The sequence below is a fragment of the Myxococcus sp. CA056 genome, from assembly GCF_013336715.1.
In the GTDB taxonomy this organism is placed as follows: Bacteria; Myxococcota; Myxococcia; order Myxococcales; family Myxococcaceae; genus Myxococcus; species Myxococcus llanfairpwllgwyngyllgogerychwyrndrobwllllantysiliogogogochensis.
In genome coordinates, this window is record NZ_JABUMT010000015.1 from 43,236 (window position 1) to 58,835 (window position 15,600).

Here is a 15,600-nt window from a genome sequence, read left to right on the forward strand (position 1 = left end):
CTGTGTCTGGGGGGCGTTCAGTCCGCTCCCGTGGTTCCGCGCGCGGTGACCTGCGGGCGCTTCGCTCTGATTCAAGGGGTCGTCGTGGAGCGGAGCTGCGGCGGGGCGGGCGGGGGCGGGATGGGGACTTCGGAGGAGCGCGCCTCGGCCAGCTCCTTGGCGAGCCACGCGAGGCCCTCGTCATTCGGGGCGAGGGTACTCGCGCGTGTCGCCAGCTCGCGTGCCAGCTCCAGGCGTCCCGCGCGGAGGTGATGCTCGGCGGCCACGTTCAGCATGGCTGGCGCCTTGGGGGCCGCCGCGAGTCCCGCCGCCACGGCTTTCTCCAGGGGTGCGGTCGCGAAGTTGAAGCCCGGCAGGGCCTGCAGCGCCCGCGCATAGGCTCGCAGCGCGTCGGCGTATCGGCCCAGGCCCGTGAGTGCCACGGCCCGCAGATGGTGGGTGACGGCGAGGTCGGGAACGGCGGCGAGCACCGCGTCCGCATCCTCCAGCGCGCCCGCATACAAACCCCACCGCACGCGCGCCAGTCCTCGCGCATGTCGTGCGCTCAACAGGTCGTGCATCGCGAAGAGACTTGCCTCCCAGGGCGCGCGTTGCTCGCCCGCTGCCTCGGGCAATACCTCGGCTCCCACGACCGCGAAGGCCAGCGCATCCAGCGTTCCGCCTCGCTGCTCCAGGGACGCCGCCGCTGCCTTGAGTGCCCCCGCGCGGTCGCCCTGTGTGAGCAGGCAGTCCGCCACGACGAGGGCCGGATCCAGCGACGTGTCATAGAGAGCGCCCCGATAGCCCGCGGCCTGTGCCGCCCTCGCCGCGTCGAGCGCCTGCTCACAGTGGCCCGCTCGCCGCGCCAGCTCCGAGGCGAAGTAGAGGTCCATGGGCGTATCGAGCCCGAGCTTCTCCACGGACAGCGCTCCGGAACGCTCGGCGACGGCGGGTGACTCGAAGGGGACACCGCGCAAGGCTCGGCTGAGCGCGGTGAACGGATGCGCTGCCTGGAGCTGTTCGAAGGCCCGCGTTGCTTCGTCATAGTGGCCCGCGCGCAGGGCCTCGTTCAGCGCGGTGCCCGGGCTGCCGACCGCCTCGGTGCGTTCCAACATCCGGTCCACGTCACGGACGAAGGGAAAGAATGACGGCAGCGCCAGGCACAGCGCCAAGGCCGCCACGCTGGCGCCCAACACGCGAGGCTGACGTCGCGATTCGAACATCGCGACGGCGAGGGCGCTCGCGAGCAGTGCCCACGCGGGTAGGGCGGCCACCCGATAACGACTCACCACGTAGAAGCCCACGGCCAGCGCGGTGCTCGCCGCGAGGTACAGCACGACGAGACCGATGGGCCGTCGCCGCGCGAACATCACGCCCAGCCCCGCGAGTCCCAGCAGCCCGAGGACCTGGGCATTCAGGAGCGGCAGGCCCGCGAGCCCCGCCTCGGCCCGGCGCACTTCGACCAGGTCGTGTCCCTCCGGGCCGAAGAGGAAGAACGCCAGCTTGCGACCGAAGAGGCCCAGGAAGGTGCCCGGTTCCTCCAGCGCGAAGTTCAGCGTCTTGCGCATCCAGTACAACTCGGTGCGAGTGGGGGAGAGGTCTTCACCTGCCTCCGCGCGAGCGAACTGGCGGTAGAGGCTGTGGGCGTGGTCAGGCCGCTCGGGAGAGCGGAGCTGGGCCTCGTACTGCTTGATGAGCGTGGGGGGCTGGGCGCCCAGGCCGGTGCCCTCGGGCCGGTTGCCCATGTGCAGCACCGCGCCCGCGCTCATGGTCGCGCCGAGATGCGAGCCCACCGTCGCGCGGATGACCTGCGCGGGCAGCCAGGAGGAGAACAGCCCCGTGACGAGCAGCACTCCGGCCACCTTGAGGCCGGTGCGTCGCGCCGCGTGCCGGGTCTCCCATAGCACCCAGCCCGTGGCGAGGACGAGGATGGCGAGCCCCGTGGGGCGCGTCGCCGCGGAGAGTCCGAGCAGGACGCCCGCGCCTACCAGCCAACGTGTCCGGAAGCCAGGCCTCGCGTGGGCGAGCAGCGCGAGCGCGCCCAGGTTGAGCACCATCACCAGGAGGTCCGGCTCCAGGGTGGCCTCATAAAGCAGCACCGGCGTCGTCACCGCGACGAGCGCGGCGGCGAGCAGGCCCACGGCTCGCGACAGCAGTCGGGCGCCGAGCACATAGACGGCGATGAGTCCGAGGGCGCCCGCGAGGCTCTGGACCCACCGCAGCGCAGTGGGGGACAGCGCGACGTTGAGGAGCAGGTAGAGCGGGCTGAAGTCCGCGCCCTGCTCGGGGAGCATCCGGTCCGTCATCAGCAGGCGAGCACTGTCGGGGTACTTGGCGAACATGCTCCCGGGGAGCAGCACCAGCCCCAGCGCGACGTGCGCGACGCACAGCACCAGCAGGACGAGGGGTAGGAGCCCACGGGGGAAGGGGCGGCTCAAGCTCACGGGGGGACCATACCGGATGTGCCTGCTGGAATCGTCGGCGCTCGCCTGGTCGGGTGGGGGGCGAGAGGTGGTGTGAAGGGGCGCCGCTCCTGCTCATGGCCGGACCGCATCAGAGCCCCCCTTTGGCACGGAGCCTGGTCAGCTCGTTGCTGGCCGAGCCGTCGGCGCGGTGGCTCGCTGGCCGACCCCCCCAGCGGGTCGGTTCAGGTTGCCTTCAGCGCGGCCATCGCCATCCCAATACGACGAATCAAACGAGGAGCTGGACCATGGGCTATCGCATCGAGCGTCCTGCGGAGCTGTTCGAGTCCGTTCGCTACAACACCAAGACGACCCCCGACCTTCGCGGGGCAATGCGGAAGAAGGTCGAGGAGCTTGAGAAGCGCATCGCAGAGCGCGAAGGCCGGCTGCAGCGAATTCGCGACGAGTACCAGATCGACCCCGAGCGTCTGGCCACCCTGGTCATCCAGTACCAGAACAAAGAGTCTGATTTCGTCTCCTACCAGGCTCAAGGCGGCTCTCCCCGTGACACCGTCGTGCCCGCTGGGGTCATCGCCAACATCATCCGTGAGCGGGAGATGATCGACTCGGAGCGAGGTCAAATCCGCAAGCTGGAGCTGGTCCTGCGGAACCTCCCCGAGTCGGAGCTGTACAACGACCCCAGGACGGGAGAGGTCAAGAGCCGGCAGCCGTTGCATCAGCTGACGGATGACGAGCTCGAGTACCTCGGGTTCTGAGTCGGACGAGAAGTGGGGGCCCCCGGACATTGCCCGCGCGAACCCTGGCGGAAGCGGTTACGGTCCACGACATATGGCTCGTATGCGCGCCGTGGATCAGCCGCTCCGTCGTGATGTCCGCCTGCTGGGGCGACTGTTGGGAGAAGTGCTCGTCGAACAGGAAGGGCAGGAGCTGTTCGACCTGGAGGAAGAGGTGCGCCGGCTGGCCATCCAGCGGCGGCGTGGCCCGGTGCCGGGGCGACGTGCCTCCGCGGCCGAGCTGGCGGACATCCTGAAACGTCTGCCCCTGGAACAGGCCGAGCCCGTGCTTCGCGCCTTCTCGGTCTACTTCCAGCTCGTGAATCTGGCCGAGCAGCACCACCGCATCCGCCGCGCCCGCGCCCATGCTGGCGCCGAGTCCCCCAGTCCCCAGCGAGGCTCGCTGGAGGCGACGCTGCTGTCTCTCAAGGACGCGGGCATTTCCGCCTCACGCGTGCGCGAAGCGCTCCGACAGATGAAGGTGACGCTGACGCTCACCGCGCATCCCACGCAGGCCGTGCGCCGCACGTTGCTGGAGAAGCTCTACCGGATGGCGGGGCTGCTGGAGGAGCGGGACCGCTGCGAGCTGACCCCGCGCGAGAGCGCCGACAACGTGGAGTCGCTCCGCGAGGAGATCACCACGCTGTGGCAGACGGACGAGCTGCGCCGCGAGCGGCCCACCGTGGGCGACGAGGTGAAGAACATCCTCTGGTACGTGGAGGAGGTGCTCGCCGAGCAGCTCTCGGAGCTGCCCGAGGTGCTGGAGTGGGCCTTCGAGCGCGCGTACGGCGAGCCGCTCGGGCAGGTGGACACTCCGGTGCGCGTCCACTCGTGGGTGGGCGGGGACATGGATGGCAACCCGCTCGTCACGCCCGAGGTCTTCGGCGACACGTTGCGCGCGCACCGGGCTCGCGGGCTGCGTCTCTTGATGCAGGGCCTGGAGCGCCTGGGCGGAATGCTCTCCCAGTCGGATCGACACGCGAAGCCATCACAGGAGCTGCTCGCCTCGCTGGAGCGCGATGCGGCGCAGCTTCCCGAGGCCGAGCAGCGCCTGGGGCCTCGCACCGTGGGCGAGCCCTGGCGTCGCAAGCTGCGCTTCATGGAGGAGCGGCTGCATCAGGCGCTGCGCCACGTGCTGGCCCAGCGCACCGGCGACGCGGGGCCGATGCCCGAGAGCGCGTACCGGACGCCGGAGTCGCTGCTCTCCGATTTGGACCTGCTGGCGCGCTCACTGGTGGAGGCGAAGGCCGGCAACGCGGGGCTCCGACAGGTGCGGCGCATGCGCGAGCGGGTGTGCGCGCTGGGCCTGTCCCTGGCTGAACTGGAGGCCCGTGTTCCGGCCGAGGACGCGGTGAGCGCGGCGGCCTCTCTGGCGCCAGGTGGGCCCGCGCCGTCAGAAGGTGGAAAGCGCCTGCTCGCGGTGCTGGAAAAGCTGCGCGAGGCCCAGGCCGAGGCGGGAGAGCCCGCCTGCCGCACCCTCATCCTCAGCATGGCCAGCACCGCCGAGGACGTGCTCGCGGCCTTCCGCTGCATCAAGCACGCGGGCCTGTGGGACGCGCAACGGGGCTGCGCCACCGTGGACGTGGTTCCCCTGTTCGAGCAACTGGGCGCGCTGGACTCCGGACCTGACGTGCTGCGCACGCTCTTCGCGCATCCCGAATACCGCAAGCACGTCGACGCGCGGGGCGCGCAAGAGGTCATGGTCGGCTACAGCGACTCGGGCAAGGAGGTGGGGTTGCTGGCCGCCAGCGCCGCGCTCTACCGCGCGCAGGTGGCGCTCACCGAGGCGGCGCGCGAGGCGGGTGTCCCGCTGCGGCTGTTCCATGGGCGAGGTGAGTCGGTGGCTCGCGGTGGCGGCCCGGCGCAGGAGGCCATCCTCGCGCTGCCTCCTGGCGCGGTGGCGGGTGGCTACAAGGCCACGGAGCAGGGCGAGGCGCTGGACCACAAGTACGCGCGCCCGGAGCTCGCGCGCCGCACGCTGGAGCTCATCGTCGGAGGCGTGTTGCCGCACCTGCTGGATGCGCAGCCGCGCCCGTCGCCAGAAGACGAGAAGGAGTTTCGCGCCGCGTTCGACACGCTGGCCGAGACGGGCCGCGAGGCGTACCGCGCCCTGGTGTGGGACGACCCCCGGTTCCTGGAACTCTTCACCGCCGCGACGCCGGTGGAGGAGATCTCCGCGTTGCCCATCGGCTCGCGCCCCAGCAAGCGCAAGGCGGGAGGACTGGAGACGTTGCGCGCGATTCCGTGGGTGTTCGCCTGGACGCAGAACCGGGCCATCATCCCCGGCTGGTACGGCGTGGGCTCCGCGCTGGAGGCGTTCGCGAAGGAGCCCGGTGGACCCGCGCTGCTCAAGCGCATGTACCGCCAGTGGCCCTTCTTCAAGGCCGTCATCGACAACGTCACCATGGTGCTGGCCAAGTCGGACATGGCCATCGCGGGCCGGTACGCGGCCCTTGCCCCCGCGTCCACGCGTCCGCTGTGGCGCCTGATTCAACAGGAGCATCGGCGCACGCGTCGGCAGGTGAAGCGACTGACGGGGGAGGCCCGGCTCTTGGACCACAACCCCCAGCTCCAGCGCGCCATCTCCCTGCGCAACCCGTACGTGGACCCGATGTCCTTCCTCCAGGTGGAGTTGATGCGCCGCAAGCGCGAGAGCGCGTGTGACTGCGACAGGCCCCTGTTGCTCTCGCTCAACGGTATCGCGGCCGGCATGCGCAACACGGGTTAGTCTTTCCGGGAGGAGGCGTCGGATGGCCAGGGACACATTCACGGTGGAGGACGTCAACCCGAAGCACGGCTTCGCGCGGCTGCGTCCGGACTCGGGCGAGGGGCTCTTCAACGCGCCGCTCTATCCGGAGCCGGAGTCCGGCGCGCCGCCCTTCCAGCTTCGCAAGGGAGACCGGGTGACGGGGCTGCGCCGGGGCCAGGCCGTGGCCGACGTGGCCTGGGTGTCGCGCGCGGAGCCTCCCTACGAGCTGGTGGAGCGCATGGGCGAGCTGCTCGCGAAGCTGGAGCCGTGGGAGCTGAAGGTGCCTGCCACGGCCATGGAACTCGCGGAGCATCACTGGCGCGACAGCCGAGAGGACCCGTTGCGCCAGGAGCTTTTGTCCCAGCTCCCGACGTTCTTTGACTTCGAGCTGTCGCATCCGTTCAAGGACGGCGCGCTGCTGGAGCGATTGGAGGCGGCCATGCAGCCCTACCTCCCGGGCTTCGCCGTGAAGCCGCTGCAAGGGCGCAACGCCTTCGTCGTGGACCCGGGCGCCGTCGAGGTCGAGGTCGGCGAGGGTGACTGGGATGCGCCCGCGAAGACCTTCGCGCCCTTGCTGCTGCGCGTGAATGCACAGCTGGAGGCCGCGGGCGCGCCGGTGCGCTGGGTGCCCGCGGAGAACGACTGGCTCCTGCTGCCGCCAGGGCTGGCGGAGCTGCTCGTCCTGCACGGCGTGCTCGGTCCTCGCTGAGCCGCCGCCGCGACGCGCGCGGCTACAACTGGCCGCGCTCGCGCAGGGTGCGCACCACCTCGGTCGCCATCACCCGGTGGCCATCGGTGCTCGGGTGGATGCCGTCCACGCCCAGCCCTTCCAGGTAGAGGTGCACGTTGCCCGTGCGCCTCATCACCGACTCCAGGTCGATGACCTCCGCGCCCGTGCCGCCGGCGCGCAGCCACGCGTTGAAGCTGAGCCGCTGCGACTTCACGTACTCATAGGCGCCGTAGTTCGTCTTCTCCTTTGGCAGCAGCGTGCTCACCCAGACGTGGCAGAAGGGCTCCAGCCGCTGCACCAGCAGGAGCATCCGCGTCTCCATCTGCTCCTCCGCGCCCTCGTCGCCCAGGTCATTGGTGCCCAGGAGCACCAGGCAGTCGGTGATGCCCTTCACCGCGAGCACCTCGTCGTCGAGCAGCATCAGCGCGTCGTAGAAGCCCTGGCCGCTGACGCCCGCGTTGACCACGGGCACGCCCAGCTGGGACTCCACCAGCGCGGGCCACGCGTTGCGCGTGTCGTTGCGCAGGTCGACATAGCCCTCGGTGATGCTGTCGCCCATCGCCAGGAAGGCCCGGCCCGTGGGGCCCTCCACGTCCACCGTCGCCACGCCCACGGAGCGCTCGAAGGCCTCGCCACCGAGCGCCTCCGACGCCTGGGAGTGCGTGCCGACCCGCGCGAAGCTGCCGGGAAACGCGTTGATGGCGCTGGCCGCCAGCGCGCCGCGAACCTCGAAGGTGATGGCCAGGTCGTCGCGGAACGTCACCGGAAAGGTGAGCGGGTCCGACCTCACCAGGGCGCGCGCGCCCGAGGTGAAGCCCGGTTTGCCCTCGAAGCTCAAGGCCACCGGCGTGGTCACGAGCGAGCCGTCCGCGCCGGCCCGCGCCACGGTGGCGCGCTGGAGCGTGAGCGCTCCGTCACCCGCGCGGAACGTCACCTGGATTCGCTCTCCGGCCCGCGCCACCGGCACCCGCATGCGGAACGTGGTGACGCTGCTCACGGAGTAGGACCAGCGCAGGGCCTGATGGAAGCCGGGCTGGAAGCTCACGGCCGGCGGTGTCGGTTGCGCGGGTGGGGGCGCGGTTCGCACCTGCCCCTCGTCGTTCAGCACCAGCGGCGGTGCCACCTCCACGGACGCGTCCGGCGCATTCGAGGTTTCATTCTGCTCCTGAGAGGGCTCTTCCCACACGGGGTCTTCCGCGTTGCTGGGAGTGCACGCCCATTGCGCACCGCCCACACACGCCAGGACTCCGAGCCACGTCCGCCACATTCGCATCGTCGCTCCCTCCCGAGGACGCACGATGCTCACCGCTCATTCCCGCGACGACCACCCGACACACGCGCAAGGCCCGAGGCGCGCGGCGCACGCCTCCCTGGTCTCCGGGCGAGACGGAGCCGCGAGTGTCCCTCGCGTGCGCATTCGCCGCCCTTGCGTGGCCTCGCGGCGTCCACTCAGGGCAACGGAGTTACCCCGCGTGGGCACTCCGCTTCAGGGGATGCATGCGCCCACACCGGGATTGTCATTCAGTGGACGACACGTCCCGGCGGTACAGGCGGAAGTGCCCGAGGGCCGGCACAGCGGCCGGCAGTTGAGCCCACGCCCCGTATTCACACACGCGCTGCCCGGCGCGCACTGGTTGCTGAAGTCGCACGTCTCGCCCGTGCCGCGCGTGCCGCTGCCCGCACAGACGGGGCCCGACGAGGCCGGATAGCAGCTCAGCGGCGCGGTGCAGCCCTGGGCGAAGGGGTCGCACGCCTGCGAGCGCGGCCCGCACAGCAGCGGCAGCTCCGACGTGCCCGCGAGCCGCAGCACCGTGTTGCACTCGCCCGCATCCCCGCACTGCGTCGTCGCGTGGCACAGCCGGCGACAGAAGAAGCCCGTGCCGCCGTCGTCCTGCCGCTCGTCCTTGCAGAACAGGCCCGCGGCGCACGTGTCGTATTCGACGCCGCCATCCGTGGGCGCCAGCGTGCACCGCGCGCCCTCCGCGCTCGCACCCGCCTCCACGCACCGCCGCTCCGTCGTCGCGCCCGCGCTCACGTATGTGCAGCGCTGACCCTGCGCACAGTTCTGCTGGACGACGTCGCATGCCGCCGCGAAGCACCGGCTGCCCGTCTTGCCGCTCCCCAGGTCCGCGAAGTGGCAGCTTTGGCCCGTTCCACAGCCTTCCTGCCTTGCGACGTTGCATGCGAAGTCAGGGCTCGGCCCGCCGTCTCCCGGATGCCCGCCGCCATCCGGGTCCCCCGGCACCCCGGAGTCTTCACCGTTGGGCGCGGGCTTGTTGTCATCGTCATCACATCCAGGCGCCAAGAGCGCCAGGAAGAGGGTCCCCGTCAACACCGCGAGCCACGCGCGCATCCCACGCTCCCGAATCGAAGTCAGCGGGGACTTACCTGATGGAGTTCATTCGTGGGGGCCCACTTGAATCGTGCCTGGAAAGCAGCGGACACTTGCCGGATGACCGATGCCCAAGGGGTGGCTCGGCGCGTCAGAATCCCTGAGGTTGGGATGGCAGCGGGTCGCCAGCAGTGGCCAGGGGGTAGCGGGTGCACATGACTAGCAAGGTGGCGGAAGCAGAGATGGCACCAGGAGATCCTTCCGCGTACGCGAACCGTCGCACCGATGAGCGCGTGGCGGCGAAGTTCGCGGTTCGTTTCGAGCACACGGAGGACGCCGCGCGAGCGCTGCGCGTGTTCTCCATCAACGTGTCGGCGGGCGGCCTGTGCCTGCGCACGCGCAAGGCCTACGACGTAGGTTCGCAGGTGCGGCTGTCCATGGACATCGCGGGCGAGGAGTTCCACCTCAATGGCATCATCGCGTGGGTGCGCGATGAGGAGGAGGCCATTGGCGTGCGCTTCACGGACGTGAGCGACGAGGACCGCGCGCGGCTCCACCGGGTGGTGGAGAGCTTCAAGAAGCGCTGACGTCCGGTGGAGACACGATGGAGCCGGCCCTAGTGGCGGCCCTCTGTCTCCACATGGCGGAACACGCCCGCATCGATTTCGGAGAAGCCGCACGCCGTATAGAAGTTGCGTGCCTCCGGGGTGATGGCCATGGGCGAGACGAGCTGGAGCTGACGGGCGCTGAGCACCTTGCAGCGCTCCAGGATCTGCTTGATGAGCGCGCGGCCCACGCCCCGACGCCGCCAGGTCTCCGTCACCACCAGCTCGTCGATGGTGGCCACGCGTCCGCGCAGCCGCAGCTGCGGCCGGTGCGAGAACGACAGCATGCCCACCGGTTTGTCCTGGGGGTCGCCCGCGACGAAGATTTCAATCTCCGGATGGCTCACCACCCAGTGCACGGTCTGCTGGTCCGTGCCCTGGGGATAGCCCAGCTCGCGAAGCAGCAAGGCCATTGCCTCCGCGTCGCCCCGACGGGCGCGGCGAATGCGAAAGGCGGGGGCATCTGTTCCCGCGGGGGTGACGGTCCGGACGATTGGCTGTGACAAGGCAGTTGGGAGTCTAACGAAAGGGCCGCCGCTCCTCCAAAGAGGAACGGCGGCCCGGAACTTTCCGTGGTGCGGGAACCACGGCGTACTTGTGGGTGCGACGCTTACGGCTGCTCGCCAGCAAGGGAGCGCAGGGCGTCGGTGATGTCGTTCTGCTGGGGCACGGAGGCCATCTCCAGCGTGTCGGCCAGGCCGATGCCGGGGACGAACTTGCCGGCCACGAGGCGGGGCGGAGCGAGCAGCGAGTAGAAGAGCTCCTCCACCGTGCGGCGCAAGAGGTGCTCACCGAAGTTCGTCACCTCGGTGTCCTCGTTGACGAACAGGACGCGGCCCGTCTTCTGGACGGAGGTCTTGATCATCTCCCAGTCGTAGGGCCACAGCGAGCGCAGGTCGATGACCTCCACGCTGATGCCCTCGTCGGCGAGCGTCGCCGCGGCGCGCGCGCACAGGGGCAGGGTGCGGCCGTAGCTGACGACGGTCAGCTGCGTGCCCTCGCGCAGGAGCTTGCCCTTTCCAATGGGAATGGCGAACGCCTCCAGCTCCGCGGGCCACTGGGGCTTCCACTGCGAGCGGTCACCCAGGGGCGCGTCGATCATCTTCGACAGCGCGCGGTCGTCGTCCGGCTCGCCGGGGATGCGCTCGTCGCCCTTCACGCGCAACAGCGCCTTGGGCTCCAGGAACATGACGGGGTTCTGTTCCTTGCACGCGGAGATGAGCAGCCCGTACGCATCCAGCGGCGTGGAGGGCATGACCACCTTCCAGCCGGGGATGTGCGTCATCGTCGCGTCGAACGAGTGCGAGTGGTAGATGGACCCGCGGATGCCGCTGCCCACCGGGGTGCGCACCACCATGGGCAGGTTCCAGTCGCCGTTGCTCGCCCAGCAGGTGTTGCCCGCCAGCTTGAGCAGGTCGATGGTGTTGTAGACGTAGTCGCAGAACTGGATCTCCGCGACGGGCCGACCGCCACCCAGCGAGATTCCCATGGCCGCGCCGATGATGCCGCGCTCGTCCAGGGGCGAGTTCCACGCCGTCTTCAAACCCTGCGTGCAGGTGAAGACGCCGCCGAGCGGAGCGCCGACGTCCTCTCCGAAGATGTCCGTCACGCCGAGGTTCTCCTCGGCGTAGTGGAGGGCCATGCGAATGGCCTGTGCCATGTTGGCCATGGGTTACTTGTCCTCCGCGAAGATGTGCTTCCAGATGGTCTCCGGGGCCGGCAGCGGCTCGTCCCGGGCGATGCGGGCGGCGGCGGCCATGTCCTCGGTGTAGCGGTTGCGCAGCTCGTCCATCTGCTGGCGCGTCAGGACGCCGTCGGCCTCCAGCCGGGTCTCGAACTGCTTGAGGCAGTCGATCTCCTCGGACACGTAGTTGGCGCCGGACGCGGACGAGTGGCCGTACAGGCGCGACACGTTGGCTTCCAGGAGGAACGGCTTGCGCTCGGTGCGCACGTACTCCATCGCCTCCTTCAGCTCCGTGTACGCCTCCACCGGGTCATTGCCGTTGATGGTCTTCGAGCGGATGTTGAACGCCTTGCCGCGCTCGCTCACGCGCGTTTCGCCGTGCTGGCCCTCCGCCGAGGTGGAGATGCCCCACTTGTTGTTGGTGACGATGATGAGCACCGGCAGCGGGTTGGCGGGGCGGCTGCTCCAGATGAGGCAGGTGGCGAAATCACCCTCGGCCGTGCCGGCGTCGCCGCCGGTGACGATGGTGATGGAGTCACCGCCCACGCGCTTCTGCATCATGGCCGTACCCGGTGCGATGGAGTACTGGACCTCGATGGGCGAGCTGACGGGGGCCACGTTGTACTTGCGCAGGGAGAAGTGGCCCGCGAAGTTGCGACCGCCGGAGTACGGGTCCGACGCCGTGTTCTTCATCTGCCGCAGCGCGCCGATGGGCTCCTCGCCCAGGGCGAGCAGCGTGCCGGACTGGCGGTAGTGGGCGTGGAGGTAGTCGTACTCGGGGCCCTGGCCCTTCTTCATCAGCAGGCCGAGCGGGACGTTGAACGCCTCCTCACCGGGACCGCCAATCCAGAAGTAGCCGTGGCCCTGCTTGTACATCTGGATGAGGCGCTCCTCGAGGACGCGCGTTTTGACCATGAGGTCGTGGATACGAACCAGCAGCTCCCTGTCGAGCGGGAGCGGCGCGGACGATTCTTTGATGAGTCTGGGTCGAGACACGCGCGGGCTTCCTCTGGCTGGAGGGGACGCCCCTATAACCCGGATGCGCCCCCTTTTCTCAAGCGTGCAGATGGCCTCCTGTCGGCCCCCTGGTCAAAGGGCGCCCGGTGGCGCGGCGCGGCAATCAGCCTTGCTCATCCAACTTAGGAGTGGCGGCCCGTCGCAGGGCCGTGACGCGGTCCGTTAGCTCCCCGTCGGCGCCGGCTCGCACGGAGATGGTCTCCAGCGTCTCGTCGGACAGGTTCGCGGCCCGAGGCCCCGAGAGCAGCGCGGTCAGCTCCGGTGTGCGTCCGGCCTCCAGCAGCGCGAGGACCAGGGCATGTCCCGTGTGGGATGAGGGCGTCCGGGAGAAGGCCTCCTGGAGGGGCTTCACCGCCAGGGTCGCGAGGCCGCTGTCCAAAAGCAGCTGTCCCACCGCGGCCGGGTCATGAGGGGCCTCCGGTCCGGTGTCCTCCAGCTCGGGACGTCGGGCGAGGACGGGGGCCTCGGCGGTGGTGGCCGTTTCGTTGGTGGCGGTGGGGGAGGGTGGGGCGGGGCTTCGACCCAGCAACTGGTCGAGGGTGACGGCGCCCACCGTCGACGCGCGTCGCGGGGCCACGCGGCGAGGGGGTGAAGCGGGCTGGAAGCGGACCTCGCGGGGGAGCTGTCGCAGTTGCTCCAGGTTCATCACCCCGAACATCAGGGCCATCACCCCGACCCAGACGGTGCGCTGCCAGACGGCGAGCCCCATCATCACAACCGCCGTGACGATGCCGACGAGGTGCAGGGCCCGCTCATACCGGTACCCCTTGCGCGCTCGCACGAGCGACGCGAGCAGGTGACCTCCATCCAGGGGCTGCACGGGCAGCAGGTTGAAGAGTCCCCAGCCGAGGTTCACCCAGAGCAGCTGCCGCACGGCCAGGCCCACCAGCCCGCCCTGCTCGCCCAGCGGCGTGACGACCGAGGCCGCCCACACCAGCCCGCCCAGCAGGAAGCCCGCCCCGGGGCCCGCGAAGCTCACCCACGCGAACTGGCGGTGCGTGAGCTGGTCCGTGCCCTGCGCGGTTCCACCCATCCCGTGCAGGGAGATGCTCGCTGTGGAGCCGAAGTGGCGGAACGCCCACGCGTGGCCCAGCTCGTGGAGGAGCACCGAGGCGAACACCACCGCGACCCACAGTGCCAGGTGGGCCAGCCCGGAGGCGAAGCTCCAGCCCGTCGCCACGGTCGTGAGGAAGAAGAGCGGATGGACGCGGACGGGAAACCCGGACACGTGGAAGTGGGGCTTCATGCGTCCGGGATGCTAACCGGCGTTTCGAGCGGACGCCCGGTGAAGGCCCGGTGCTCCGCTTCGCACCGGATGTGAAGTGTCCGCCAGGCCAACCCGCGCACCACACCTCGTGGGAAGCCTCGGCCCGAGGGCCCGACGTGACGTGCCGTGGGGGGCAAGGTCTCGCGAAGCAGGAGAAGTGCGCTAGAGTCGCGACTCTTTCCCGCTCCCCGCCGCGCCTTGGCGTGGCCTTCCGGGTGTGTCCTTGTCCAGCACGAACACGCGTCTGAACCCCACACCCGAGCCCGGCACGTCCCCTGGCACGTCCCCCGGCGGCACGCTGTCGCCCGCCGATAGGACGGGCTCTCGGGAAATCACCGGCACCCGCGAGTCCACCGCCACGCGGCTGACGTCCAACGTGGGCCTGCCCCACGTCGAGGCGACGGGCACGCTCATCGCTCCGCTGGAAGCCGGGGAGCTGCCCAATGTGGCGGCCATCCGTGGCCTCCGGTTGGACCAGATCCTCCTGCTCACCACCACCGCGTTGGTGGTGGTCATCGTCGGCATGGTGGCGGCGCTGTCCGTTGCCTCCACGCAGTCCCAGTTCGAGGAGACCGCGCGCCGCTCCACCGAGCGCATCCAGGAGCAGGCCCGCGAGCTGGGGCAGACGGTGGGCAGGACGCTGGCGCTGACCTCCGTCACCAACCTGCGCGACAACAACTACGACTTCCTGCAGGGCGTGGCCGGCTCCATGGTCGGGGCCAACCCCAACATCCTCCGCGTGCAGATCATCGACCCGGAGGGCGTGGTGATGGCGGACAGCGAGCCGAAGGCCGCCGATGCGCCCGACAAGCCCGCCGCCGATGGCGCTTCCGATGATGCGCCCGCCAAGCGAGTCGTCGAGCAGCGACTGGTGCAGGCGTTCTTCCAGAACCAGGCGGTGTACGAGATTCACGAGCCCATCAACTACGGCTCCAGCAGCGGCATGGGGTTGGTGGTCATCAGCTACTCGCTGCGCGCCCTCCAGAATCAGCTGGGGGAGCTGGAGCGTGACAAGCGCGCCACCATGGAGACCAACACCTGGCGCATGCTCGCCCTGGGGGTGGGTTTCGTGGTGCTGGCGGGCGTGGTCGCCGCGTTCCAGAGCCGCAGGATTACCCGTCCGCTGGGCGTGCTCACCCACAAGGTGATGCAGCTGGCCGCCGGAGACCTGGGTGCGCGCACCCAGTCCGCCACCGGCGCTGGCCGCGAGGTGAAGACGCTGGGCGTGGTGTTCAACCACATGGCCGAGCGCATCAAGGTGTTGCTGGACGACGTGCGCGCCAAGGCCCAGCTCGAGCGCGAGGTGTCCCTTGCCCGCACGGTGCAGGAGACGCTGCTGCCCGGACGAGATGCCGTGCAGGTGGGGCCGCTGCGCATCGCCGGCCTCGTCGTCACCGCCGACGCGTGTGGTGGCGACTGGTGGTTCCGCGCGGTGCTGGACGAGCAGCGGGTGGTCATCGGCATCGGCGACGTGACGGGCCACGGCCTGTCCACCTCGCTGGTCGCCACGAGCGCCACCAGCGGCTTCGCCTCCGCGATGACGCTGCGCGAGCCCACCGAGGTCAACGCGCAGATGCTCATCACCGCGCTGAACGTGACGCTGGCCAACGTGGGCCGCGGCGAGCACCAGATGTCCAGCGCCCTGGCCGTCATCGACGTGTCCAACGGCCTGGTGGACTACGCGGCGGGCGCGCACCCCAGCCCGCTCGTCTTCAACAAGCACAGCGGGCAGGTGGCCTCGCTGCCCGCGCGCGGGCCGCTGCTCGGCGCGTCCGTGACGTCGCAGTTCTCGTCCCGCCAGGCGCAGCTGCGGCCAGGGGACATCATCGTCTGGTACACCGACGGCATCACCGAAGCGCGGGACGGGGCGGGGCGCATGTACGGCACCCAGCGTCTGGCCGCGGCGGTGCAAGCCCATGCCCACCTGTCCGCGGAGGCGCTGCGTGATGCGCTGCTCGCGGACGCCCGCGCGCACAGCGCCGGCCAGCCCCAGCGCGATGACATCACCGTCGTCGTGGCCGAGTACAGCCCCGCCTGACCC

Annotated in this window: 12 protein-coding genes; 5 read left to right on the plus strand and 7 right to left on the minus strand. The window is 70.0% G+C overall.

Translation table 11 applies throughout. From position 1 onward, the window contains the following. Positions 1 to 71 precede the first annotated feature (71 nt). Complete coding sequence (locus HUA76_RS37145) at positions 72 to 2,423, minus strand: glycosyltransferase family 39 protein (protein WP_174463554.1); 2,352 nt, start codon at positions 2,421 to 2,423, stop codon at positions 72 to 74. A 266-nt stretch (positions 2,424 to 2,689) separates the two neighbouring features. On the opposite strand from HUA76_RS37145, the gene HUA76_RS37150 reads away from it, so the two are divergent. From HUA76_RS37150 to HUA76_RS37160, 3 genes are all read left to right on the plus strand, one after another. Continuing rightward, positions 2,690 to 3,157, plus strand: coding sequence for a hypothetical protein (locus tag HUA76_RS37150; RefSeq protein ID WP_174455715.1), 468 nt, complete (start codon positions 2,690 to 2,692; stop codon positions 3,155 to 3,157). A gap of 73 nt (positions 3,158 to 3,230) precedes the next feature. Then, a complete protein-coding gene (locus HUA76_RS37155) occupies positions 3,231 to 5,903 on the plus strand; it encodes a phosphoenolpyruvate carboxylase (protein WP_174463555.1) in 2,673 nt (890 codons plus the stop codon). Positions 5,904 to 5,925: 22 nt separating this feature from the next. After that, positions 5,926 to 6,633, plus strand: a complete 708-nt coding sequence (locus tag HUA76_RS37160) for a hypothetical protein (RefSeq protein ID WP_141648399.1) — start codon at positions 5,926 to 5,928, stop codon at positions 6,631 to 6,633. A 22-nt stretch (positions 6,634 to 6,655) separates the two neighbouring features. Here the strand turns inward: HUA76_RS37160 and HUA76_RS37165 are convergent, their stop codons facing one another. Then, positions 6,656 to 7,927, minus strand: coding sequence for a GDSL-type esterase/lipase family protein (locus HUA76_RS37165; RefSeq protein ID WP_174463556.1), 1,272 nt, complete (start codon positions 7,925 to 7,927; stop codon positions 6,656 to 6,658). Between the two features lie 213 nt (positions 7,928 to 8,140). Further along, positions 8,141 to 9,007: a hypothetical protein gene (locus tag HUA76_RS37170; RefSeq protein WP_174455712.1), complete on the minus strand. Its 867-nt coding sequence runs from the start codon at positions 9,005 to 9,007 to the stop codon at positions 8,141 to 8,143. Between the two features lie 194 nt (positions 9,008 to 9,201). Here HUA76_RS37170 and HUA76_RS37175 point away from each other — a divergent pair, with 194 nt between their 5' ends. Then, positions 9,202 to 9,573 (plus strand): TIGR02266 family protein, encoded by a 372-nt coding sequence (locus HUA76_RS37175; protein WP_141648396.1) that lies wholly within the window; start codon positions 9,202 to 9,204, stop codon positions 9,571 to 9,573. Positions 9,574 to 9,602: 29 nt separating this feature from the next. Here HUA76_RS37175 and HUA76_RS37180 read toward each other — a convergent pair whose 3' ends face one another. From HUA76_RS37180 to HUA76_RS37195, 4 genes are all read right to left on the minus strand, one after another. Then, entirely contained in the window at positions 9,603 to 10,097 is a 495-nt protein-coding gene (locus HUA76_RS37180) for a GNAT family N-acetyltransferase (protein ID WP_141648395.1), read from the minus strand. A gap of 104 nt (positions 10,098 to 10,201) precedes the next feature. Further along, positions 10,202 to 11,260 carry an alpha-ketoacid dehydrogenase subunit beta gene (locus HUA76_RS37185; protein WP_174455711.1) on the minus strand — a complete coding sequence of 353 codons (1,059 nt, stop codon included), beginning with the start codon at positions 11,258 to 11,260 and terminating at the stop codon, positions 10,202 to 10,204. Positions 11,261 to 11,263: 3 nt separating this feature from the next. Next, positions 11,264 to 12,271, minus strand: coding sequence for a thiamine pyrophosphate-dependent dehydrogenase E1 component subunit alpha (locus HUA76_RS37190; protein WP_174463557.1), 1,008 nt, complete (start codon positions 12,269 to 12,271; stop codon positions 11,264 to 11,266). Between the two features lie 124 nt (positions 12,272 to 12,395). Then, positions 12,396 to 13,538 carry a M50 family metallopeptidase gene (locus HUA76_RS37195; RefSeq protein ID WP_174463558.1) on the minus strand — a complete coding sequence of 381 codons (1,143 nt, stop codon included), beginning with the start codon at positions 13,536 to 13,538 and terminating at the stop codon, positions 12,396 to 12,398. Positions 13,539 to 13,782: 244 nt separating this feature from the next. Here HUA76_RS37195 and HUA76_RS37200 point away from each other — a divergent pair, with 244 nt between their 5' ends. Continuing rightward, the gene (locus HUA76_RS37200) at positions 13,783 to 15,597 is read left to right on the plus strand and encodes a SpoIIE family protein phosphatase (protein WP_174455709.1); all 1,815 of its coding nucleotides are present in this window, start codon (positions 13,783 to 13,785) and stop codon (positions 15,595 to 15,597) included. Positions 15,598 to 15,600 lie beyond the last annotated feature (3 nt).

Coding starts and splice junctions, on each gene's coding strand:
- HUA76_RS37175 (WP_141648396.1), top strand. CDS start 9,202: ATGACTAGCAAGGTGGCGGAAGCAGAGATGGCACCAGGAGATCCTTCC.
- HUA76_RS37150 (WP_174455715.1), top strand. CDS start 2,690: ATGGGCTATCGCATCGAGCGTCCTGCGGAGCTGTTCGAGTCCGTTCGC.
- HUA76_RS37160 (WP_141648399.1), top strand. CDS start 5,926: ATGGCCAGGGACACATTCACGGTGGAGGACGTCAACCCGAAGCACGGC.
- HUA76_RS37170 (WP_174455712.1), bottom strand. CDS start 9,007: ATGCGCGCGTGGCTCGCGGTGTTGACGGGGACCCTCTTCCTGGCGCTC.
- HUA76_RS37155 (WP_174463555.1), top strand. CDS start 3,231: ATGGCTCGTATGCGCGCCGTGGATCAGCCGCTCCGTCGTGATGTCCGC.
- HUA76_RS37185 (WP_174455711.1), bottom strand. CDS start 11,260: ATGGCCAACATGGCACAGGCCATTCGCATGGCCCTCCACTACGCCGAG.
- HUA76_RS37165 (WP_174463556.1), bottom strand. CDS start 7,927: ATGCGAATGTGGCGGACGTGGCTCGGAGTCCTGGCGTGTGTGGGCGGT.
- HUA76_RS37195 (WP_174463558.1), bottom strand. CDS start 13,538: ATGAAGCCCCACTTCCACGTGTCCGGGTTTCCCGTCCGCGTCCATCCG.